We start from the raw sequence: 19,808 nt of genomic DNA, 5'->3' as shown, positions 1-19,808 counted from the left end.
AACGTGTTCAGCAACTTCCTGATCGGCCTGCGCGAGGGGCTCGAGGCCAGCCTGGTCGTCTGCATCCTCATCGCCTATCTGGTGAAGACCGGCAACAAGAACAAGCTGGTGCCGATCTGGATCGGTGTCGGTATCGCGATCGTCGTCAGCCTGGCGTTCGGCGCCGGCCTCGAATTCGGCTCGCAGGAGATGACGTTCAAGGCCCAGGAGGCGCTCGGCGGTTCGCTGTCGATCGTCTCGGTCGGTCTGGTCACCTGGATGGTGTTCTGGATGCGGCGCACCGCGCGGCATCTGAAGACGGAGCTGCACGGGAAGCTCGACGCGGCACTCGCGATGGGGACCGGCGCGCTGGTCGCCACGGCCCTCCTCGCGGTGGGCCGGGAGGGCCTGGAGACCTCGCTGTTCGTGTGGCGTGCGGTGCACGCGGCGGACGACGGCTGGCACCCGATGATCGGCGCGTTCCTCGGGATCGCGGCCGCCGTCGTCCTGGGCTGGCTGTTCTACCGGGGTGCGCTGAAGATCAACCTGTCGAAGTTCTTCACCTGGACCGGCGGGATGCTGGTGATCGTCGCCGCGGGTGTGCTCGCGTACGGCGTCCACGACCTGCAGGAGGCCGAGTTCCTGGGCGGCATCCACAACCAGGCGTTCGACATCAGCGCCACGATTCCGCCGGACAGCTGGTACGGCACGCTGCTGAAGGGCACCTTCAACTTCCAGCCCGACCCGACCGTTCTCCAGATCACGGTGTGGGCGCTGTACCTGATCCCCACTCTCGCGCTGTTCCTCGCCCCGGTAGGGTTCGGACGGTCAGAGGGCCGGGCAGTGGGCAGCGCGGGTTAAGGAGCGGGGCCGGGGTGCGTGCATCGCAAGGCGGAGGATTGAGTCAACGCGGAGCGTTGGTGATTGACGACAACGCCGCGAGGTGCGTGCCCCGGCCCCGCGACACCGCGAAGTCCGCTGCCCGGCCCTCTCCGTGGGGACGACGGATCAGAAGGCGCGGAAAGCAGCGGATGAGAAGTCTGAGGCCGATTCGGCTGGCGACGGGGCTCGCGACGGCGACAGTGCTGTCCATGACGGCGAGCGGGTGCGTGACGGTGCACGGCGAGCTGGAAGTGGTACCGGCGGCAACCAGGTCCGAGGCCGCACAGGCCCTGAAGGACTTCACCACCGCGTACAACGCGGCGGACAAGGCCTACGACCCGGCTCTGGACGCGGACCGGGTCACCGGCCCGCTCGGCGCGATCAATCAGGCCGGGCTGAAGGCACGGCAGAAGACCAACCCGGACGGCAACGCGAATCATCAGCCGCTGGAGCTGACCGACGCCCGGTACGTCATCCCGAAGAAGGCCGGCTGGCCGCGCTGGTTCCTCGCGGACACCGACTCCAACCGCGACGAGGACGGCGGGAAGCTGGACACCCGCTGGCTGCTCGTCTTCGTCAAGTCCGGGCCCGGAGCGGGGTGGAAGACCGCTTACCTGTCGGTCGTCGCGCCGTCCAGACTGCCCGCCCTCGCGAAGGACGGCGACGGCAGCGCCGATCCCGTCGCCGCGGACAGCGCGGAACTGGCCGTGGCACCGGAGGACTTGAGCACCCAGTACACGGACTACCTGCAGAAGGGCACCCCGGACGTCTTCGCTCCCAGCAGCGCCACGTCGGGCTGGCGGGAGGCGCGCCGCACGACCCGGCGGGCGGGCTTCTCGTACCAGTACATCGACCAGCCGCTGGACAGCGGTACGTTCGCGCCCCTCAGCCTGGCGACGGAGGACGGCGGGGCGCTGGTCTTCTTCAGCAGCAAGCACTTCGAACGGCAGACGGCGGCACAGGGACTGCGCCCGCCGCTCAACGCGGACGTGGAGGCGCTGATGACCGGGGAGATGAAGTCCACCCTCACCAAGGAGCGGGTCTCCAGCCAGTTGGTGTACGTCCCGAAGAAGGGCGCGAAGGACGGCAAGGTGGTCATGCTGAACCGGCTGCCGGGTCTGACGGCGGCCAAGGGCTCGTGACCGGGGCGGCCGGACTCACCGAGCTGCCCCGTCCCCCGTACCGGCTCAACGGCTCAGCGGCCACGCCACCGAATCGTGATCGCTCTGGTCCGCCGCGTCCGCGTACTGCGCGCACGCGTCGGTGAGCGTCTCCAGCAGTGTCAGCGGATCGGGCAGCGGGTTCTCCGGCCCCCGCACCCACCGCACGTCCAGCTCACCGGGAAGCGTGGCCGGCGGCAGGAGCACGTAGCTGCCGCGGCAGTGCCACCGCAGTCCCGGATGCTCGTCCATGGTCTCGGGGTGGCAGTCCAGCTCGCACGGCCACCACTCGTCCTCGTCCTCGGGCGTACCGCGGGTGGCGGTGAAGAAGAGCATCCGGTCGTCGCCGGACCGGGCGACGGGGCCGACGTCGATGTCCGCGGCGAGAAGCCGCTCCAGCGCCTGGCCGCCCGCGGACAGCGGCACGTCGAGAACGTCGTGGATCATGCCGGTCGCGGTGATGAAGTTGGCGTGCGGCTGGCTGCGGGCCCAGCGCTCGATCTGGGCGCGGTCGGTGGTGGACTGCGTCTGCCAGGCGAAGGAGATGGGGTGCCGGGCGGGGGTGGGACAGCCGATGCGTTCGCACGAACATCGGTAGCCGACCGGATGGGCGGCGGGCGCGATCGGCATTCCGGCTTCGGCGACAGCCAGGAGCAGCGCCTCCCGGGCGGTGTCGTCGACCTCGCTCTGCTGCGGTTTGGGTCGGCGGCGAAGCCATTGGGAAAATTTGCTCTCTGAGCCGCGATAACGGCCGAAATCGGCGCCCATCTATCCCCTTACCTCTACGTTGCCCCTGCCCATGGTCCCACCATCCTGCGCCTCGGGTGGCCGGAGTCCCGAAGCGGGGTGGGCGAGACAGCGCCATGAGCTGGGCACTATGCCACTTCTTGTCATGAAATGACGGGTGCGTCTCCTCACCGTGCGGAACCACCCGATCGGATCACTGCGCAACCGGCCCCGGAGAGCGGACCATGGGCTCACGCACACACCCGTGCGAAGCCCCCGGCAGGCCACCCCTGCCCGCCGTTCGTGAGGAGCCTTCATTGCCCACCCGTCACCCGGCCTCCGCCCCTCACGGAGGCGCTTCGCGCCGCACCTCTTGCCGTCAGGCCACACCCCGCCGCTACCTGATGTGTGCCCCTTCCCACTTCAGGGTGACGTACTCCATCAACCCCTGGATGGACCCCAGCAAGCCCGTGGATCTGCCCCTGGCCCAGACCCAGTGGGAGGACCTGCGGGACCGCTACCGCGCGCTCGGGCACACCGTGGAGCTGCTCACGCCCCGCCCCGACCTGCCCGACATGGTCTTCGCCGCCAACGGCGCCACCGTCGTCGACGGCCGGGTACTCGGTGCCCGGTTCGCGTACCAGGAGCGGTATGCGGAGGCCGGGGCCCATCGCGAGTGGTTCCGGGCCAACGGCTTCACCGAGATCCATGAGCCGGACCACGTCAACGAGGGCGAGGGCGACTTCGCGGTCACCGCTTCGTACCTCCTGGCCGGGCGGGGCTTCCGGTCCAGCCCGCTCTCGCACGACGAGGCGCAGGAGTTCTTCGGGCGCCCGGTGATCGGGCTCGATCTGATCGACCCGCGCTACTACCACCTGGACACGGCGCTGTCCGTGCTCGACGAGGCGGGCGACGAGATCATGTACTACCCGGGGGCGTTCTCGCCGGGGAGCCGGTCGGTGCTGGCGCGGCTCTTCCCCGACGCGCTGATCGCCGGGGAGGCGGACGCCGCGGCGCTCGGCCTGAACGCGGTGAGCGACGGGCTCCATGTGCTGCTGCCGCAGGCCGCCACGGGGCTCTTCGATCCGTTGCGGGCGCGCGGCTTCGAGCCGGTGCCGATGGATCTGGGCGAGCTGCTGAAGGGCGGCGGCAGTGTGAAGTGCTGCACACAGGAGCTGCGCGGCTAGCGGCGGCCCGGCCGGCCGCCACTCCGCCCTCGGCTCTCAGCCCTCGATCCCTCGTCCTGAGTCCCCGGGCGGGCCCGGCAGGTGGGGCGGCGGCCACTCGTCGCCCCACGCGATGTCCCGGGCGGCCCGGTACAGCTCGCCGTGCCGCTTGGTGACCGTGGAGCGCCGCAGGGCCTCGTCACGGGTGCACAGGTCGAGCAGCACCTGCCCCTTGCGGATCTGAGGCTTGCGGGTGACGCGCGCCCGGACGGGCTCCGGGTCGAAGCGGGTCGCCACGACGTAGCTGAACTTCTCGTCCTCGTACGGCAACGAACCGCCCTTGACCTGCCGGTGCAGCGAGGAGCGGCTGACCCGGGCCGAGAAGTGGCACCAGTCCGTGCCCGGCTCGATCGGGCAGGCGTCGTTGTGCGGGCAGGGCGCGGCGACCTTCAGCCCGGCGGCGATCAGCCGGTCGCGGGCCTCGATGATCCGGGCGTAGCCGTCGGGGGTGCCGGGCTCGACGACCACGACCGCCTGTGCGGCGGCCGCCGCGGTGTCGACGAGCGCGGCACGGACGTCCGCCGTCAGTTCCTTGAGCACGTAGGAGACGGTGATCAGGTCCGTGGGGGCCAGTTCGAGGCCCGCGCCGATCCGGGCCCGGCGCCACTCGGCGGCGCGCAGCGCGGGGATGCCGGAGATCCCGGCCAGTTCGCGGCCCAGGGCGAGGGCGGGCTCGGCCCAGTCCAGGACGGTGGTCCGCGGCCCCTCCCAGGCCCCGGCCACGGCCCAGCTCGCCGCTCCGGTACCGCCGCCGATGTCGGTGTGTGTGGCGGGCACCCAGTCCGGGGCGGCGTCCTGGAGCGCGGCGAGGGCGGACCGTACCGCTTCGAAGGTCGCGGGCATCCGGTACGCGGCGTAGGCGGCGACGTCGGAACGGTCGCGGAGCACCGGGGCGTCCGTGGGGGTGGTCCCCCGGTAGTTGGCGATGAGCCGGTCGACGGCCTGGGCGGCCTGCTTGGGCGGCAGCCCGTCGAGCAGTGCGGCCAGCGCCGTGCGCAGGGCTTCCGCGGTGGGGAGGGTGACGTTCACCGGCAAATTGTAGGCGGAGGCTGCCCGCCCGCTTCCGGCCAGGCACCGGCGGCGAACAGCAGAGCAGGTGAACTGCCCCGACCCTTGCGCCAGTTGCTACGCTGACCGCCGCGAGGTCGGGATCGCCCATCGAGGGAAGCCATGAGACAGAAGATCGTGCGCCTGGTTCTGGTCGGCGGAGTGCTCGTGCTGGCCATGCTTCTTCTGCTGGCCACCTGCGCGGGCGGCGAGAAGAGCTCCGGCGAGCCGAAGGAGCGGGCGGAGAAGGCCTCGGTCCCGGTGACCCGGCTCACCGTGCCCTCCGTGTTCGACACGAAGCACGGCTGGGAGCTCATCGGCACCTCGCCCGACTACGCGCTGTCCCGGACGACGGGCGGTCTCGCCTACCTCGTGCGGGTCTCGGACACCAGGTACCAGCTGCGGACCATCGACTCGGGGACCGGGGAGGCCGGCTGGCACGGGGACAGCTGGCGGCCCCCGTCCGCGCAGCACTTCCCGAGGCTCCTCCTGGTCACCGCGGACGACCACGAGTACTACGTGACCTGGTCGTATGGGAAGGTCGGCGAGAACGCGCTGACCCCCGCCGACACGATCGTCTCGCTGGACTTCTACGACGTGCGGGACGGCTCCCGGCGGCGCGTCGAGGTGCCGTGGAACTCCGTGCCCACGGTCTCCGCCACCGGCCCCGGCATCCTCATCAGTGACGGCCGGACGAACAGCGCGGTCGTCGACCCGGTGACCGGCCGGGTGTCGCAGGTCACCGCCCCCGCGCTCAAGTACCCGAAGGGCTGCACGACCTGCAAGCAGCTCACCGAGGTCCGCGGGCTGACGCAGAAGGGCCTGCTGGTCAGCGGGTCCAAGGAGTTCTGGGTACAGGGCGGCTGGTTCAGCCGCGATGTCGCGCCCAAGGGCACCGACCGGCTCAGCGGCATCCCGACGTCGGTGCTCCCTGGTCTGATCCTGGCGAAGTGGCAGCTCGCCAAGGGCGCGAAGCGCGCCGCCACCCATGACCTGTGGACGGTGCACGATCTGGAGACGGGCAAGCCGCTCGCCTCGGTGGAGTGCAGCAAGCCCGCGATCAAGCCCGGCCAGTACCCGCAGCTCGTCACCGCGCCCTCGGGCGACTTCCTGGTGGCCGGGCCGCTCGCCTTCGATCTGTTGACGAAGCGGGGCTTCTGCTTCGAGGGGGCGGACGGCACGAAGCCGCTGACGCTGGCGTCGGTGAACGACGAGGGCATCGCGTACGGCGCGGCGAACGCGCGCAACGCGGCGGACGTGCTGGCCGGCGGCGGCACCCCCGTCGCGGTCGCGGTCAGGAGCGGCACGACGGGCGCCCTGCCGTCGAACCAGCGGATTCCGGGCGTGGTGACGTCGGACGGTGTCGGCCTGTTCCGCTGGACGGACGAGAAGGACCGCCCGCATCTGATCGGCTACCCGAGCGCGCACTGAGGTCCTTCGTCCGGACCATGCCAGAAGGTCGTGGTCGATCGGGCCACCCGGGCAGACCGGGCCGTGGTGAAGAAAGCAGACCGGGCCGTGGTGAAGAAAGCGGACAAGGCCGCCCTGCGGGTGGAAGGCGCACTGAGCGACGCGTTCGACGCCGAAGAGCTCGAAGCCTTCAGAGAATGTCTGGAGCGCGCGATCGAAGTGCTCGGCAATCCGGACTGGAGGTGCGGGAGTCAGGCCACGGCGTGGCCTTTGCACGAGGCCCGCTGCGGCCTTTTGCACGGCCCGTCCGCCGCGCCCTCGGGCTCCCCCGCTACGCCATCCGCCGCCAGGGCCTGCACAGCCCCAGGCGTCCCCTCGCCCGCGATCCCGACGAGCGGCGAGGCGACGGCGCCGATGAGGAACGACGACGTGCCGAGCAGCGCGGACGCGGACCCGGCGGCGTGCTTCGTACGCATCAGGGCCTGCGCGTTCGTGTTCGGCATCGCGAGCCCCATCGCGGACATCAGCACGAAGAGCCCGGCCGCGACCGGGACCAGGCCCACGTCCCCGAAGACCCCGGTCGTCATCAGCAGCAGCGCGGCCGCGGCCAGCACGATGACCGAGAGGCCGAAGGCGAGCGCCTTGTCCAGGCTGATCCGGCCGACCAGCACCTTGCCGTTGATCTGGCCCACGATGATCAGTCCGACCGAGTTGACGCCGAAGAGCAGGCTGAAGGTCTGCGGCGAGGCCCCGTAGATCTCCTGCACGACGAACGGCGAGGCGCTCACGTACGCGAAAAGGGCGGCGAAGGCGAGGCTGCCCGCGATCATGTAGCCGGCGAAGACCCGGTCGGCGAGCAGCCCGCGCATGGTGCGCAGCGCGTCGCCGATGCCGCCGGTGTTCCGGTCCTGTGGCGGCAGGGTCTCGTGCAGCCACTTCCCGACGACCAGGGTGAGCACCACGCCGACGACGGTGAGGACGGCGAAGATCCCCCGCCAGTCGGTGAACCGCAGCACCTGTCCGCCGATCAGCGGTGCGACGATCGGTGCGACGCCGGAGATCAGCATCAGTGTGGAGAAGAACCTGGCCATCTCCACGCCGTCGTACATGTCGCGCACCACGGCGCGCGCGATGACGATCCCCGCCGCACCGGCCAGGCCCTGCAGGAGGCGGAAGCCGATGAGGAGTTCCGTGGTGGGGGCGAAGACACAGATCGCGGTGGCGACGACGTAGATGATCATGCCGAGGAGCAGCGGCCTGCGCCTCCCCCACCGGTCGCTCATCGGTCCGACGACGACCTGGCCGAGCGCCATGCCGGCGAGGCAGGCGGTGAGGGTGAGCTGGACGGTCGCGGCGGGGGCGTGCAGGGACTCGGTGACCGCGGGGAGTGCCGGGAGGTACATGTCCATGGAGAGCGGCGGCAGTGCGGTGAGGCCGCCGAGAACCAGGGTGACGAGGAGTCCGGTGCGCCGGGCCGCTTCGGTGGCGGCGGGCCCTGTGGAAGGTGTGCCGGTGGCGGCGGGCCCCTGGGTCCCGGTCCCGCTCGCCGTCCCGGTGGTCGGTATGTGTGTACGTTCCCGCTGGGCCCGGCTTACGCCGCTCTCCGGCATTGTCATCTCCATGTCGTTGAATCCGCATCTATGCTCTCAGCTCTGCCGGACTGGTCGAGACCTTTTGGGGAGCAGGCATGACGGGCATGAGCAGGGCAGTGCGCTGGGGCGTGCTGGCGACCGGCGGTATCGCCGCGACGTTCACCGAGGATCTGCGGGCGATGACGGACGCGGAGGTGGTGGCCGTCGCCTCACGTACCGACGCCTCGGCGAAGGCGTTCGCGCAGCGGTTCGGGATACCACGGGCGTACGGCAGCTGGGCGGAGCTCGCCGCCGACGAAGAGGTCGATGTGGTGTACGTGGCGACGCCGCACTCGGCGCACCGGGAGGCGGCCGCGCTCTGCCTGGAGGCCGGGAAGCACGTGCTGTGCGAGAAGGCGTTCACGCTCAACGCGCGGGAGGCGGATGAGCTGGTGAAGCTCGCCCGGGACCGCGGCCTCTTCCTGATGGAAGCCATGTGGACGTACTGCAACCCGGTCATCCGGCGCATGACGGAACTGGTGCGGGACGGCGCCATCGGCGATATCCGCACCGTGCAGGCCGACTTCGGGTTCGCGGGCGACTTCGGCCCCGAGCACCGGCTGCGCGACCCGGCGCTGGGCGGCGGCGCGCTGCTGGACCTCGGGGTCTATCCGGTGTCGTTCGCGCACTTGCTGCTGGGCGAACCGGACCGGGTGCGGGCCGACGCGCTGCTCTCCCCGGAGGGCGTCGACCTGAACACGGCCATGCTGCTGAGCTGGTCGGGGGCGGGCGCCTCGGCGCTGCTGAACTGTTCGATCGTCGGGGACACCCCGGTGACCGCGTCCGTCACGGGGACGAAAGGGCGGATCGACTTCCCGCACGGCTTCTTCCACCCGGAGCGGTTCGTGCTGCACCGGCCGGGGCGCGACCCGGAGGAGTTCACCGCGGGGGCGGCGGGCGAGGGGCTGCGCGGGATGCAGTTCGAGCAGGCCGAGGTGGCGCGGGCGCTGCGGGCGGGCGAGACGGAGTCGCCGCTGGTGCCGCTGGACGGTTCCCTGGCCGTGATGCGGACGCTCGACGCGGTACGCGACCGCATCGGCGTCCGCTACCCGGCCGACGACCTCGGCTGACCGGCACCCGTCCGTGGGGCGGGGCCCTACGCGGGCGTGAGGCCCTGGTTCCCCACCTCCGTGACGAACGATCCGGCCGTCGCGAGGGGCGCGCCGGGCGTGGTGACCGCGGACACCGTGCGGTAATCGGCGTGCGCCCGCTGCGCGCCCAATGTGATGACGGCGTATCCGCGGCGGCCGTTGAAGAACTTCATGTGCGGGTTGGCCTGCATCTGGTTGTTCCAGCTGGCCGGCTTGTCCGAGCCGTTCTTGCCGCTGGCGATGGAGGTGGCGACGATCTCCGTGCCGACGGTGCGGGAGGACGGGTCGTCGAAGTCCCGCTTCAGGTCGAAGCCGTAGCCGACGTGCACATCGCCGGTCAGCACCATCAGGTTGTCGATCCCGGCGGCCTCGGCTCCCTTCACGACCCGTTCCCGGGAGGCGGGGTAGCCGTCCCAGGCGTCCATCGACAGCAGATAGGCGTCGGTGGGGACGTCGCGCCGCTGAGCGAAGGTGACCTGCTGCGGTACGACGTTCCAGGTGGCGTGCGAGGCGCGCCAGCCGTCGAGCAGCCAGCGCTCCTGGGTGGCTCCGGTGAGGGTGCGCGAGGGGTCCTCGGACTCCGGTCCGGGCTTCTGCCAACCGTCGCCGTACGCCTGGTCGCTGCGGTACTGGCGGGTGTCGAGGATGTCGAACTGGGCGAGGCGGCCGAAGTGCAGGCGCCGGTAGAGCTTCATGTCCGGGCCGGCCGGCCGCTGCGGGGTGCGCAGCGGCTGGTTCTCCCAGTACGCCCGGTACGCGGCGGCGCGCCGCAGCAGGAACTCCTTCGGCGGCACGCCGTTCTCGGGGGTCTCGCCCGCGTAGTTGTTCTCGGTCTCGTGGTCGTCCCAGGTGACGACGAAGGGGTGCGCGGCGTGGGCGGCGCGCAGATCGGGGTCGGACTTGTAGAGGCCGTAGCGCAGCCGGTAGTCCTCCAGCGTGACCGTCTCCCGGTTGAAGTGGGCGGGGAGCGTGCGGCTGGTGTCGTTACGGGCTCCGCCGGTCGCGTTGACGGCGTACTCGTAGAGGTAGTCACCGAGGTGGAAGACGACGTCGACGTCCTCCCGGGCGAGGTGCTTGTACGCGGTGAAGTAGCCGTGGTGGTAGGCCTGGCAGGAGACGGCGGCCAGGCTCAGCGCGCTGTTGCTGGCGCCTCGGGCGGGTGCGGTGCGGGTCCGGCCGGTGGGGCTGGTCCAGTTCCCGGTACGGAAGCGGTAGTAGAAGAGGCGGTCCGCTTCGAGGCCCTTGACCTCGACGTGGACGCTGTGGTCGAACTCCGGGTGGGCGGTGGCCGATCCGCGCCGGACCATGCGGGAGAAGCGTTCGTCGCGGGCGAGTTCCCAGCGCACCTGCACCCGGGCCCGGGGCAGTCCGCTGCCGGTCTCGAACGGGCGGGGCGCGAGTCTCGTCCACAGCAGGACCGAGTCGGGCAGCGGGTCGCCGGAGGCGACGCCGAGGGTGAACGGGTCCTCTCTGATCTTCCGGGCGTCCAGCTCGGCAGCGCTCGCGGCGCCCGCGGCCGGCAGGTTGACCGAGAAGGCGAGCGCGGCGGCGGCGCCGGTGGCGGTGAGGAAGCGGCGGCGTCCGAAGTGCCTGGCGGCGTCGCGCAGCTCCTGCTGGTGCGATGAGTGCGTCATCTGTCCCTCTAATGGCTGGTGGTGTACTCGGACGGTGCAGCGGGCCGGCGCATCGAGCGGCTGTCGTGTTCGCGTTGCTCCGGCGTCGCACGGATGAGGAGTACGACGGGAATGGATGCCCACGACAAAGTGCGCATATGCGACGGAAGTCTTGATCATCAAGACCGGCCCTCCGTGACGTGAACCCGCCGCCGCATACGCCGTCTTGACCCCGTGCGGCCCCACGCGACCCGCGGGACGGGAAGGCGTACGCTGCGGCCCCATGAGCAACAAACTGTTGAATTCCGACTCGAAGACGGCGGTCGTGACGGGCGCGGGCTCCGGAATCGGCCGCGCGGTGGCGCTCGCCCTGACCGGCGCGGGCTGGTCGGTGGCGCTCGCGGGCCGACGCCCGGAACCCCTCGCCGAGACCGCCGCACTGGCCGGGGAGAGCGCCCGGGTGATCACCGTCCCCGCCGATGTCTCACGCCCCGAGGACGTGGACGCGCTCTTCTCCTCGGTACGGGAGTGCTTCGGCCGCCTGGACCTGCTCTTCAACAACGCGGGTACGTTCGGCCCGCGTTCCGTCCCCGTCGAGGACCTCTCGGTGGAGGACTGGCGCGCGGTGGTGGACGTGAACGTGACGGGCGCGTTCCTGTGCGCGCAGGCCGCATACCGGCTGATGAAGGAACAGGACCCGCAGGGCGGCCGGATCATCAACAACGGCTCGATCTCCGCCCACGCGCCGCGCCCGCACTCGGTCGCCTACACCACGACCAAGCACGCCATGACGGGCCTGACGAAGTCGTTGTCGCTGGACGGCCGTCCGTACCGGATCGCCTGTGGGCAGATCGACATCGGCAACGCGGCCACGGACATGACCGAACAGATGCGGACAGGCATTCTTCAGGCCGACGGTCGGCTTGCGGTGGAGCCGGTGATGGCGGCCGCGGACGTGGCCCGGACGGTGCTCCACATGGCGGAGCTGCCCCTGGAGGCGAACATGCAGTTCGCGACGGTCCTGGCGACGGCGATGCCGTACGTGGGGCGCGGCTGACGAGTACGTCCCGAACCGGCGTTCCGGCATGGGCGGTTGCCGGTCGGACGACCACGGCCCGGCCGAAATGCGCACCTCCGTACGGGGGCGGCGCGCGTGGCCCTTATGCTCACAGTTCTTCACCAGAACTCCACGCGAGGATCACGGCATGCACATACGGACCACCGCACCGCTCGCCCTGGCCGCCGCCACCGCCCTGGCCGGCTCACTGCTCGTCACGGCCCCGGCCTCGGCCGCCACGCACCGGGGCGGACTGCACCTCGGCAAGATCCAGTACGACAGCCCCGGCAAGGACACCCGCACCAACACGTCCCTGAACGCCGAGTGGGTGGACATCCACAACAACAGCAAGTCGAAGCTGCAGCTCAAGGGCTACAAGCTCAAGGACAACACCGGGTACACGTACACCTTCCCCAGCTACACCATCGGCGCGGGCAAGACCGTCAAGGTCCACACGGGCAAGGGCAGGAACGCGTCGGGCCACGTCTACTGGAACCGCGGTTCGTACGTCTGGAACAACACCGGCGACAAGGCCCGGCTGATCAAGCCGAACGGCAAGCTCCAGGACTCCTGCTCCTGGACGAAGTCGGGCACGGGCACCAAGAACTGCCACTGAGCCGGGACGCCCGGTCCGGCCGGTGATCCGGCCCGGCGGGGTATGCCGCGGGCCGGTGATCCGGTCCCGCCGGGAAGCCGCGGGCCGGGAATGCGCCGGCCCGCGGTTCGGTTGACCTGCGGCATGAGCCAGCATTCAGGTACCCGGGTCCTGCGTTACACCGCTTTCTCCGCCGACCCGGAGGGCGGCAATCCGGCGGGTGTCGTCCTTGACGCGTCCGGACTCGACGACGCGGCGATGCTCGCCGTCGCGGCGGAGCTGGGGTACAGCGAATCGGCGTTCCTGACCGGACGGACCGAGCCGGCCGAGGAGCGGCCGGGTGATGAGCTGCCGGGCGGCGAAAGGCCGTCGGCCGTCCGCGGGTACACGATCCGCTACTTCAGCCCGAAGGCCGAAGTCCCGTTCTGCGGCCACGCCACCGTGGCGACGGCCCTGGCGCTCGCGGAGCGCGACGGCCCCGGCGATCTGGTGTTCAGCACCCGCGCGGGTACGGTCCCGGTCACCGTCACCCGGGAGGGCGGCGAGCTCCGCGCCACGCTCACCAGCGTCGAGCCGGACGTGACGGAGATCGCTCCGGACGACCTGGCGGAGGCGCTGGCCGCCCTGGACTGGCCGGCCGGGGATCTCGACCCGGCCCTGCCGCCCCGGATCGCGTACGCGGGCGCCCGCCACCTGGTGCTGGCCGCCGCGACCCGGGAGCGGCTCGCCGAACTCGATTACGACTTCGCGCGCCTCGAAGCCTTGATGCACCGGCTGGACCTGACGACCCTGCAACTGGTGTGGCGGGCGTCGCCGGCCGTCTTCCACGTCCGCGACCCGTTCCCGGTCGGCGGTGTGGTGGAGGACCCCGCCACGGGCGCGGCCGCGGCCGCCTTCGGCGCCTATCTGCGCGCGCTGGGCCTCGTCCCGGACACCGCCGTCCTCACCCTCCACCAGGGCGAGGACATGGGCCGCCCCGGCACACTCACGGTCGAGCTCCGGGCGGGCGATGCCCGGGTCCGGGTGAGCGGTACGGGTACTCGGATCGAGGCCTGACCCGACGGCGCGGGGCCGCCGACGCCGTCAGGGGCTCAGGCCGAGGTGCCGGCGGTACCACGGGGCGTGCCGGGCGAAGGCGGTCGTGAAGCCGTCGCCCGGCTCCCAGTCGAAGTCCTGGTCGACCCGTTCGTCGGTGAACCAGTGGTCCACGGCGAGCATGCCGAGGTGGTGCAGTGCGTACGGCACACCGGCGAGCCGCTCACGGGCCGCGTCCACGTCGATGCCGGTGGCCCCCCAGGGCAGCCGCAATTCGTCGACGACGGTGGACAGCAGCTGCGAAGAGCTCACCGGCTCGGGGTGGTTGACGTGGTAGACCCCGGCCAGTTCCTTCGGGGACAATGCCGCGCTCAGCAGCGCCCGCCCCAGCGCCGGTGCGTCGATCATCGAGTGCCGCGCCCCGCACCCGGCCGGCACGGCCGAGAGCCGGCGGAGCAGACCGACCAGCCCGGGCACGGCCCAGCGGTCCCCGGCCCCGTACACGAGGTGCGGGCGCGCCACGACGCCACCGGCCGCGAGGATGTGCTGCTCGGCGGCGGCGCGGGTGAGGCTGGTGGCCGAGGCCGGGGCGGGCTCGGCCTGTCCGGGCCGCAGCCCGGTGAACGGGCCCCGACCGTAGACGGATGCCGTGCTCAGGTACACGATGCGGGTGACCCCGCAGCGGGACGCCTCTTCGGTCAGAGCCCGAGTACCTTGAGCATTCACGGACCGCGCGGTCGGTTCGTCACTGCCGATCCAGGAGGCGCAGTGGATCACCGCGTCGATACCCTCGCAGCTGCCGCGCAGCGTCGCCGGGTCGCCGAGGTCCCCGTACACCGTCTCGGCGCCGGGTGGTACGGCGGATGCGGGGAGCGTGGTCCGGTGGGTCATCAGGCGCAGCCGGAGGCCGGGGACGGTCCGGGCCGCGGCCACCACGTGGCTGCCGATGAAGCCGGTCGCGCCGGTGATGAGTACGCGCGCTGTCATGACTGTCCGACCTGCCGATCGTTCGCCGCGTCCTGCCGCGGGCCCGGGGATTCGAGGGTGCAGGCGAAGACCGGCCGGTCGTCCTGTGTCGCCGAGACGTGCACCCCGGTCGTCACGGGGTCGCCGGTCGGGACGGCCCGGGCCTCGATCCAGCAGGGGCGGTCGAGTTCCACGTACTGGAGGAAATCGGTCTTCACCGACGTGGGGAGGAAGCCATGGCCGGGGGTGACGGCGACGGCAGCCTGACGAGCCGCCTCCAGCAGCAGAATGCCCGGCACATGGTCGTTGGGCCGGGCGAACAGCGTCGGATGCCGGGTGTCGAGGCGCAGCCGCCAGACGTTGTGCCGCGGGCCCGGCGCCAGTACGACATCGCGTTCATCGGTCCTGCCCACCACGTCCGGTACGACGGCGGGCAGGAGGGGTATCGCGGCGCCGATCATGTCCTGCCGCCCGTCCCGCACCCTGCGGTACGCCTTGGCCGAGGTGCAGCTGATCCGGCCGCCGCCACTGGCGAGGGCGGTGCCCAGGCGGTGCAGCAGCAACTCGACATGCATGGAGTTGATGCTCCGGGCGCCCCGCCGGATCCGGGAGCAGGACACATCCACCGTGATGTCCCAGGGCTCCTCTCCCAGGAGCAGCTGATCGGGCTCGGAGACGTATGCCAGCTCCCACATCACGAACTGATCGCCCATCGGGACACCGAACGCCGCGTGGCCCAGGAGCATCGTCGTCTGGCGCATGGTCTCCGCGATCAGCAGCGGATCCTGGTGACGGCCCGATACGGGCGCGAAGAAGCGGTGCGCCTGCGGCCAACGGGCCGATACCGAGAACTGGGTCTCGGTCTGCCGGGTCCAGCCGGTGGGGAAGATGTCCTCGGCGTCGGTCCGGTGGACCAGCTGTCCCAGGAAGTCCGCCTCCGGCTGTCTTCCCTCCGGCGTCGCCCCGTCGGCTCCTGGGCATTCGGTGAAATCTGCGGCCCCGACGTCTTCGAGGGCGGCCGAAGCGCTGTGCGAGGTGAGCTGAACCATGAAAGTTCCTCCCAGAGGATCCATACCGGGAGGGCAGGCCGCCCCCGCAGTAAGATACTGACAGTCCGGTTTTCCTATCCAGCCATATCCCAGTGGCACTGACCACGCCACGACCGAGAGAGACTCGTAGCTGATGGCACAGCAGGCGCGCGCGATCCAGACTCGACGGTCGATCCTGGTGGCGGCCGCCGCCGTTTTCGATGAACGTGGCTACAGCAGTGCCACCATCAGCGAAATCCTCGCGCGGGCCGGCGTGACAAAAGGTGCGCTCTACTTCCATTTCACGTCCAAGGAAGACCTGGCACTCGGGGTGATGGACGTACAGCTGGACAGCGATCCGCTCCCCCCGCAGCTGACGAAGCTTCAGGAACTCGTCGATCAGGGCATGCTGCTCGCCCACCGGCTCCGTCATGAGCCGCTGGTACGCGCCAGCGTCGGACTGGCCATGGACCAGGCGGTGGAAGGACTCGACCGGGGCACCCCGTTCCGTGCCTGGATAGACCGGCTCGAACACCTGCTGGTCGCCGCGAGGAACCAGGGCGAGCTGCTGCCGCACGTCGACCCCCGCGAGACCGCCGAAATGCTGGCAGGCTCCTTCTCCGGTATTCAGGTGATGTCCCAAGCCCTGTGCAAGCGTGAGGACTTGGGCCGACGGATCTCGGTGCTTCTGCATTTCGTGCTGCCGAGCATCTCGACCCCGTCCGTGCTGGCCACTCTCGACATGGCCGAGGATCGGGGCCAGCGCCTGTTCGGCACTCTCGAATCGGTCCCGAGCCAGGCCGGCGCACCCGGCTGACGGTTGGTTTCCTGCCGCTGATTTCGGCTGGTGGGTGGCACGAGCCACCGTAAGGAGACTCGGAGAGAACTCTGATGAAACCCTGTCGAGATTTCACATCATCGCCACCCGGCTCGGCGGCTCGAACAAGCTGAAGTCGAATCTCAGCCCCTGCGGACAGCTGATCACCAACAATGGCCCGATCGGAATGTCAGGGTTCGAGATCGAGGTGGCCAAGGAAATTGCGCAGCATCCGGACTGGACCACCCGCTACGAACCGTTCTTCGGATCGGCCGACAGCAGCATCCCGAAGGGATGCGTGGTGCCGGCACGTCTCCACACCTCCACCGGCACTGAAATCCATGCCCTCTCAAGAACACCCCTGAACGTGGTCGACACGGACCGTGGGCTCGTCAATATGGGGAATTGGCAGACGGCTGGGCTCCGGGCGGCAGTCGTTCATTCGCCGACGGACACCGGCCCGGTGCTGCCGTTCCCGTCGTACGGCAGGATCCGCCGCAGCAGCCCCTTGGGGTGGCCCCGCTTGCGCCATTCCCTGGGGTAGCCGATGGAGACCTCCTCGAAACGCACCCCGTCGTACCAGGTCGTACGGGGAATGTGCAGATGGCCGTAGACCACGGCCGCCACGTTGAAGCGCCGGTGCCAGTCGGCGGTGAGCTCCGTGCCGCACCACTGGGCGAACTCGGGATACGTCAGGACGGCCATCGGTTCCCGGACCAGGGGCCAGTGACCGGCGATGGCCAGCGGAATCTCCGGATCGTGTGCGGCGAGGCGTCGTTCCGTCTCCGCCACCCGCGCCCGGCACCAGGCGTCCCGGCTCGGGTACGGGTCGGGGTGCAGCAGGAACTCGTCGGTGCACACCACCCCCGTCCTGTGCGCGTACGCCAGGGACTCCTCCTTGGTCGTCGTGCCCGGGGCCCGGAAGCTGTAGTCGTACAGCAGGAACACCGGCGCGACGGCCACCGGTCCTTCGGGGCCGGGCCACAGCGGGTACGGGTCCTCCGGGGTGGACACCCCGAGGCTCCGGCACAGCTCGACCAGATGCTCGTACCGTTCCTGGCCGCGCAGTTGGACCGAGTCGTGCTTGGTCGTCCACAGCTCGTGGTTCCCGGGGGTCCAGACGACCCGGGAGAAACGGCCCGCGAGCAGTCGCAGCGCCCACTCCACGTCCTCGACGCGCTCCGCGACATCACCGGCGACGATGAGCCAGTCCTCGTCGGAATCGGGACGCAGCGACTCGATGATGCGGCGGTTGTCCGCCATCCCGACGTGAAGGTCGCTCACCGCGAGCAGGGACCCACGGTTTCCACCGGCGCGATCGGACATGCAGAACCTTTCCCGAGGAGTGACTGGACAAGATCGTGCCCCATGACCGTGCCCGGCACATCGGCCTCCGCTCGGAACGGCTGTGCACCGTGCACGCCCGCCGGCGGCTACAGCGGCAGTTGGCTCCGGTGCGGGTCGGCCGTGGGGTGGCCCTGTCGCTCGGCGGACTCCTGGATCAGGCGGCGGACACCGACAAGTGCCCTGCGCCTGTGAAGGTGGCGTCGGCTCCGGGAAGGCCGACGGTCACTTCCATCAGTCCAGGTCACCCGTGGCGCCGACCAGGACCGAGTTGCCGCTGTACCGGCACGCCGGCCCGAAGGAGACCGTCACGGTGCCGTCCTTCCTTGCCCGCTGCCCTCCCGGGTGCTTCTGCCGAATCTGTCCGCCACGCCCCTGATTCGGCATTCAATGCTCCTTCCGCCCGCCGGTCAGCCCGTGGTTCTTCTGCCGTGCACCAGGTCACGTACTCGGTCCACCAGTCCTGCGCCGGGCACGAGCGGCTCGTGGGCGGGCGGGACGTCCGGGGCCGTGAGGTGTGGACGGGTGGGGGCCGTCTGCTTGGCGTGGCGGGCCAGCCGGCCCAGCTCTTCCAGCTTCTCGGGGGAACAGGACGCCGCGAGCTTCGGGAACAGTTGCTGTTCCTCCTCGCGTACGTGGGCGGCGACCTCCAGTCTCAGCTTCGCCACGATGTCGTTGAACTGCGGATCATCTACGTGCAGCTCTTCGAGGTCCCTGAGCAGCCCCTCGATCTTGACGTGTTCGGCGAGTTCCTTCTCCGCCAGCCCCTCCCCGTCGCGGACGTGTTTGCGAACCGCCGGACAGAGGAGCAGCTCCTCCGCCACCGAGTGCCGCACCAACTCCGCCGTCAGCCGGTTCGCCAGCACGCGCCGCTGCGGATGATCGACCGGCTGCGCCTCGATCCGGGCGAAGAGCTCCTCCAGCTCACGATGATCGGCCGTGAACTCAGCGATCACGTTGCCGCCGTGTGCCATGACAGTCCCTTTCTCAGGTCGGGTTCGTTGTCCCGCGGCGCGGGGTGCGGGCACCACCAAACAGGCCGGGGACGGACATCCCGCGCTGAGCGCGCGACGACAGACCCCGCACTCACCTCTCCGGCCCATCCGTGCCCCGGGCGCGCGGGGGCGCCGTCTTCGCTCAGCCGAGTGATCTAGGACCGTGCGGCCCTGCCGCCGGGCATACTGCCGACGTCGACGTGGAACATCCAGGCATGACCGAAAGTGCGAGCCCCCGTGTCTCAATGCCTCGGATCACTGTGCTGAATCTGCAGCCGGGTGATCCGCCCTTCCGTCTTGTGCAGATCGACGGGGAGGTCGTAGCCGAGGCGACATCGATGACGGACGTGCTCGCCGTCGCCGCGCTCGCGGGCATCAGGGTCCATGATCTCGACGATCCGGAAGTGATCCGGTGGGTGGGCGGCGGAAAATTTCACTGGAGGCTTTACTGAGATCTCTGAGCTCCGTCCCGCTACCCGCCACCTGCCACCTGCCACCTGCCACCCGCGGCTCACGTGTCTTCGCGATAGAGGTCGGCGAGCAGTGCGACGACGGCGTGCGTGGCGGGGTGCGGGTCGCGGTGGCGCCAGATGAGGTGGACGGGTACGGGGTCTGCGTCGCGCAGGGGGCGGTAGGTGATGCCGTCGGTGCGTGCTTGCTGCCGGTGTGCTGTCCTCCGCGGTGCCGTTCCTGGCTGATCTGCTCGCGTTGCGCCGGGTCCCCGCCCAGTTCTTCGGTGTCTTCATGAGCGTCAATCCGGTGTTCGCGGCCCTTGCCGGAACGGTGGTCCTCGGCCAGCGCCTCGAACCGGCCTCCTGGTCGGCCATCGCCGTGATCGTCACAGCCAACGCGGTTGCCGTGGGAACCGCCACCCGCGCGACGGCGGCGGTGGGCGGGCAGCGGTAGGCGGGCGCGATTTCCCTGCTGTGTCACGCTCTGGTGGCTGCTTCGACGCTGCCCTCCCCCACCTGCGTTGCGCCCACCAACAGGTCCTGTTCTGCCGGGAGTTCGAACGACCGCAGAGCATGCAGAACAAAACATGCATAACCACATACATGAGGGCCCGGCCTGACCTGCCGGTCTTCATCCCCACGTCTCACCTGTACGGCCCAGGCATGCGACCGGGCCGGAAGCAGGCACGCAGATGCTCCAGCGGCTGCGCAGGCACGGCTGCCCGCCTCCCTGCGGCAGGGCCGCACCGGATGC

General features: G+C 70.4%; 19 protein-coding genes and 2 pseudogenes. 11 read left to right on the top strand and 10 right to left on the bottom strand.

Features of this window, described 5'->3' with window-relative positions; all coding sequences use genetic code 11:
• Nucleotides 1-3 precede the first annotated feature (3 nt).
• Both efeU and ACFU8Q_RS15225 read left to right on the top strand, forming a co-directional pair.
• Nucleotides 4-840 (top strand): iron uptake transporter permease EfeU, encoded by an 837-nt coding sequence (gene efeU, locus ACFU8Q_RS15230; RefSeq protein WP_384453066.1) that lies wholly within the window; start codon nucleotides 4-6, stop codon nucleotides 838-840.
• 170 nt (nucleotides 841-1,010) lie between these two features.
• Complete coding sequence (locus tag ACFU8Q_RS15225) at nucleotides 1,011-2,003, top strand: hypothetical protein (protein ID WP_384453063.1); 993 nt, start codon at nucleotides 1,011-1,013, stop codon at nucleotides 2,001-2,003.
• 45 nt (nucleotides 2,004-2,048) lie between these two features.
• Here the strand turns inward: ACFU8Q_RS15225 and ACFU8Q_RS15220 are convergent, their stop codons facing one another.
• On the bottom strand, nucleotides 2,049-2,789 hold the full coding sequence (locus ACFU8Q_RS15220; protein WP_384453061.1) for a bifunctional DNA primase/polymerase: 741 nt from the start codon (nucleotides 2,787-2,789) through the stop codon (nucleotides 2,049-2,051).
• A gap of 275 nt (nucleotides 2,790-3,064) precedes the next feature.
• On the opposite strand from ACFU8Q_RS15220, the gene ddaH reads away from it, so the two are divergent.
• On the top strand, nucleotides 3,065-3,934 hold the full coding sequence (ddaH, locus tag ACFU8Q_RS15215) for a dimethylargininase (protein WP_384453059.1): 870 nt from the start codon (nucleotides 3,065-3,067) through the stop codon (nucleotides 3,932-3,934).
• Nucleotides 3,935-3,970: 36 nt separating this feature from the next.
• Here ddaH and ACFU8Q_RS15210 read toward each other — a convergent pair whose 3' ends face one another.
• Nucleotides 3,971-5,002, bottom strand: a complete 1,032-nt coding sequence (locus ACFU8Q_RS15210; RefSeq protein WP_384453056.1) for a small ribosomal subunit Rsm22 family protein — start codon at nucleotides 5,000-5,002, stop codon at nucleotides 3,971-3,973.
• A gap of 141 nt (nucleotides 5,003-5,143) precedes the next feature.
• Here ACFU8Q_RS15210 and ACFU8Q_RS15205 point away from each other — a divergent pair, with 141 nt between their 5' ends.
• Nucleotides 5,144-6,451, top strand: coding sequence for a hypothetical protein (locus ACFU8Q_RS15205; protein ID WP_384453053.1), 1,308 nt, complete (start codon nucleotides 5,144-5,146; stop codon nucleotides 6,449-6,451).
• 230 nt (nucleotides 6,452-6,681) lie between these two features.
• Here the strand turns inward: ACFU8Q_RS15205 and ACFU8Q_RS15200 are convergent, their stop codons facing one another.
• Nucleotides 6,682-8,040 (bottom strand): multidrug effflux MFS transporter, encoded by a 1,359-nt coding sequence (locus ACFU8Q_RS15200; protein WP_384453089.1) that lies wholly within the window; start codon nucleotides 8,038-8,040, stop codon nucleotides 6,682-6,684.
• A gap of 86 nt (nucleotides 8,041-8,126) precedes the next feature.
• Here ACFU8Q_RS15200 and ACFU8Q_RS15195 point away from each other — a divergent pair, with 86 nt between their 5' ends.
• A complete protein-coding gene (locus tag ACFU8Q_RS15195) occupies nucleotides 8,127-9,131 on the top strand; it encodes a Gfo/Idh/MocA family protein (protein ID WP_384453050.1) in 1,005 nt (334 codons plus the stop codon).
• Nucleotides 9,132-9,157: 26 nt separating this feature from the next.
• Here ACFU8Q_RS15195 and ACFU8Q_RS15190 read toward each other — a convergent pair whose 3' ends face one another.
• Nucleotides 9,158-10,786 (bottom strand): alkaline phosphatase D family protein, encoded by a 1,629-nt coding sequence (locus tag ACFU8Q_RS15190; RefSeq protein ID WP_384453047.1) that lies wholly within the window; start codon nucleotides 10,784-10,786, stop codon nucleotides 9,158-9,160.
• Between the two features lie 262 nt (nucleotides 10,787-11,048).
• Between ACFU8Q_RS15190 and ACFU8Q_RS15185 the strand changes: the two genes are divergently transcribed.
• The 3 genes from ACFU8Q_RS15185 to ACFU8Q_RS15175 all read left to right on the top strand — a co-directional run bounded on the left by ACFU8Q_RS15185 (nucleotide 11,049) and on the right by ACFU8Q_RS15175 (nucleotide 13,473).
• Nucleotides 11,049-11,822: an SDR family oxidoreductase gene (locus tag ACFU8Q_RS15185; RefSeq protein ID WP_384453044.1), complete on the top strand. Its 774-nt coding sequence runs from the start codon at nucleotides 11,049-11,051 to the stop codon at nucleotides 11,820-11,822.
• A gap of 148 nt (nucleotides 11,823-11,970) precedes the next feature.
• Nucleotides 11,971-12,438, top strand: coding sequence for a lamin tail domain-containing protein (locus ACFU8Q_RS15180; protein WP_384453041.1), 468 nt, complete (start codon nucleotides 11,971-11,973; stop codon nucleotides 12,436-12,438).
• A 123-nt stretch (nucleotides 12,439-12,561) separates the two neighbouring features.
• Entirely contained in the window at nucleotides 12,562-13,473 is a 912-nt protein-coding gene (locus tag ACFU8Q_RS15175; protein WP_384453038.1) for a PhzF family phenazine biosynthesis protein, read from the top strand.
• 27 nt (nucleotides 13,474-13,500) lie between these two features.
• Here the strand turns inward: ACFU8Q_RS15175 and ACFU8Q_RS15170 are convergent, their stop codons facing one another.
• Both ACFU8Q_RS15170 and ACFU8Q_RS15165 read right to left on the bottom strand, forming a co-directional pair.
• Nucleotides 13,501-14,439, bottom strand: coding sequence for an NAD-dependent epimerase/dehydratase family protein (locus ACFU8Q_RS15170; protein ID WP_384453035.1), 939 nt, complete (start codon nucleotides 14,437-14,439; stop codon nucleotides 13,501-13,503).
• Nucleotides 14,436-15,467, bottom strand: a complete 1,032-nt coding sequence (locus tag ACFU8Q_RS15165) for a ScbA/BarX family gamma-butyrolactone biosynthesis protein (protein ID WP_384453033.1) — start codon at nucleotides 15,465-15,467, stop codon at nucleotides 14,436-14,438. The genes ACFU8Q_RS15170 and ACFU8Q_RS15165 overlap by 4 nt, the downstream gene beginning before the upstream one ends.
• A 133-nt stretch (nucleotides 15,468-15,600) precedes the next feature.
• Here ACFU8Q_RS15165 and ACFU8Q_RS15160 point away from each other — a divergent pair, with 133 nt between their 5' ends.
• Entirely contained in the window at nucleotides 15,601-16,263 is a 663-nt protein-coding gene (locus tag ACFU8Q_RS15160; protein ID WP_384453030.1) for a ScbR family autoregulator-binding transcription factor, read from the top strand.
• A gap of 438 nt (nucleotides 16,264-16,701) precedes the next feature.
• Here the strand turns inward: ACFU8Q_RS15160 and ACFU8Q_RS15155 are convergent, their stop codons facing one another.
• The 3 genes from ACFU8Q_RS15155 to ACFU8Q_RS15145 all read right to left on the bottom strand — a co-directional run bounded on the left by ACFU8Q_RS15155 (nucleotide 16,702) and on the right by ACFU8Q_RS15145 (nucleotide 18,581).
• Entirely contained in the window at nucleotides 16,702-17,589 is an 888-nt protein-coding gene (locus ACFU8Q_RS15155) for a metallophosphoesterase family protein (RefSeq protein WP_384453027.1), read from the bottom strand.
• Between the two features lie 252 nt (nucleotides 17,590-17,841).
• Nucleotides 17,842-17,994, bottom strand: a complete 153-nt coding sequence (locus ACFU8Q_RS15150; RefSeq protein ID WP_384453024.1) for a hypothetical protein — start codon at nucleotides 17,992-17,994, stop codon at nucleotides 17,842-17,844.
• Nucleotides 17,995-18,017: 23 nt separating this feature from the next.
• A complete protein-coding gene (locus ACFU8Q_RS15145; protein WP_384453022.1) occupies nucleotides 18,018-18,581 on the bottom strand; it encodes a hemerythrin domain-containing protein in 564 nt (187 codons plus the stop codon).
• 236 nt (nucleotides 18,582-18,817) lie between these two features.
• Here ACFU8Q_RS15145 and ACFU8Q_RS15140 point away from each other — a divergent pair, with 236 nt between their 5' ends.
• On the top strand, nucleotides 18,818-19,054 hold the full coding sequence (locus ACFU8Q_RS15140; RefSeq protein ID WP_384453019.1) for a hypothetical protein: 237 nt from the start codon (nucleotides 18,818-18,820) through the stop codon (nucleotides 19,052-19,054).
• Between the two features lie 59 nt (nucleotides 19,055-19,113).
• Here ACFU8Q_RS15140 and ACFU8Q_RS15135 read toward each other — a convergent pair.
• Nucleotides 19,114-19,293: pseudogene (locus ACFU8Q_RS15135) on the bottom strand (LysR family transcriptional regulator); the annotation flags it as partial.
• Here ACFU8Q_RS15135 and ACFU8Q_RS15130 point away from each other — a divergent pair.
• Nucleotides 19,251-19,508: pseudogene (locus ACFU8Q_RS15130) on the top strand (EamA family transporter); the annotation flags it as partial. The pseudogenes ACFU8Q_RS15135 and ACFU8Q_RS15130 overlap by 43 nt on opposite strands.
• Nucleotides 19,509-19,808 lie beyond the last annotated feature (300 nt).

The sequence above is a fragment of the Streptomyces sp. NPDC057543 genome (genome assembly GCF_042801895.1).
Lineage (GTDB): Bacteria > Actinomycetota > Actinomycetes > Streptomycetales > Streptomycetaceae > Streptomyces.
Note: the sequence above shows the minus strand (reverse complement) of the source record. Positions and strands in the feature narration are given on the sequence as shown.